The 1,603-nt window shown below is 74.5% G+C and carries 1 protein-coding gene; it reads right to left on the bottom strand.

Annotation, left to right across the window (positions count from 1 at the left end):
- The coding region (locus tag ACOV8S_RS04105; protein ID WP_448316149.1) for an FAD-dependent oxidoreductase at positions 1 to 1,500 on the bottom strand (1,500 nt) is incomplete at its 3' end.
- Positions 1,501 to 1,603: the final 103 nt, after the last annotated feature.

Genomic DNA, 1,603 nt, shown 5'->3' on the forward strand with positions numbered 1-1,603 from the left:
GCCCTGGAGGACGGAGCCGTCCGGGCCGAAGCGGGAGCCGTGGCAGGGGCATTCCCACGCCCGCTCCGCCGCGTTGAAGTCCACCAGGCACCCCAGGTGCGTGCACCGCGCGGACACCGCGTGCAGTTCACCCTCGTCGTCACGGTGCACGGCGAGGGACTCCCCGCCCACGCGGACCACCGCGCCGTCGCCGGGCTCGATGTCCTCCACCGGCGTCGCCCCGGTCACCGCCGCCAGCCGGTCGCCGACGAAGTGACGGGCGACCTTCGCCTGGGTCTTCAGGAACCGCGGGGCCTCCCGCAGCACCGGCGCCAGCCGCCGTGGGTCGTACAGCTCGGCCCACGGGCTGCTCCCGCCGTCGATCAGCGTCGCCAGCAGCCGGCCGGCCATGATGCCGCCGCTCATGCCCCAGCCGCGGAACCCGGTGGCCACCCAGAGGCCCCGGGCGCCGGGGTGCAGCGGCCCGACCAGCGGGACCGTGTCGGTCGCGTCGGTGTCCTGGGTGGCCCACCCGTACATCGGCTCGGTGCCGGGGAAGTTGGCCACCGCCCAGTCCGTGAGCCGCCGGAAGCACTCCTCCGGGTCCCCGGTGCCGGGCGTGATGTGCTCGCCGGTGACCAGCAGCAGCCGCTTGCCGGGCTCGTCCAGCGGCGCCGTCCGCACCGAGCGGGTGTTCTCCTCGGAGGTGATGTACATGCCGTCCGGGTCGAGGGAGTCCGGCATCTTCCCGGCCACCACGAACTCGCGCCGCGGCGAGAGACGCGAGAAGAGCAGGGCCCGGTCGAAGACGGGGTAGTGGGTGGCGACGACGACGTCCCGGGCCCGCACCACGTTCCCGGTGTCCGTCTCCAGGGTGTGCGGCTCGCCCTCGGTGAGGCCGGTGACGCGGGTGTTCTCCAGGATCAGCGCGCCCTGCGCGGCCAGGTCGGCGGCGAGGGCGAGCAGGTAGTTCCGCGGGTGGAACTGGTACTGCCCCTCCACCCGGACGGCGCCGGCCACCTCGAACGGCAGCCCGGTGACCTGCGTGAAGATCGCCGGCAGGCCCGCCTCGCGGGCCGCCTCCGCCTCGGCCCGCACCTGGTCCGCCCGGGCGGGGTCGGTGACGTAGGAGTAGGCGTGGCGGGACTCCCAGTCGCAGTCGATGCCGAGTTCATCGACCAGCGCCGCGGCGTGCTCGATCGCCTCGGTCTGCGACCGGGCGTACAGACGGGCGCCGTCCGCGCCCCGCGTTTTGCGCAGGTGGGCGTAGACCATGCCGTGCAGGGCGGTCAGCTTCGCGGTGGTGTAACCGGTGACGCCACCGGCCAGCCGGCCCGCCTCCAGCACGGCCACGGTCCGGCCGGCCCGCATCAGCTCGTGCGCCGTGCTGATGCCGGCCATGCCCGCGCCGATCACGGCGACGTCCACGTCCACGTCGGAGGCCAGGGAGGGGTAGGACTCGTCGCCGGGAGCGGTTCGCATCCAGTACGACGGTCCGAGCGGAGGGTAGCGAGTGCTCATGCCGCGCCGGGTACCCCGAGCGCGGACGATCAGTGCAGTCCCCCTGTGCTCGGGGCCCGCGCTCCCGGTCCTGCGCGCCCGATCCGGTCCCCCCGTAGGCGCC

This window comes from Streptomyces sp. CO7 (genome assembly GCF_053474865.1).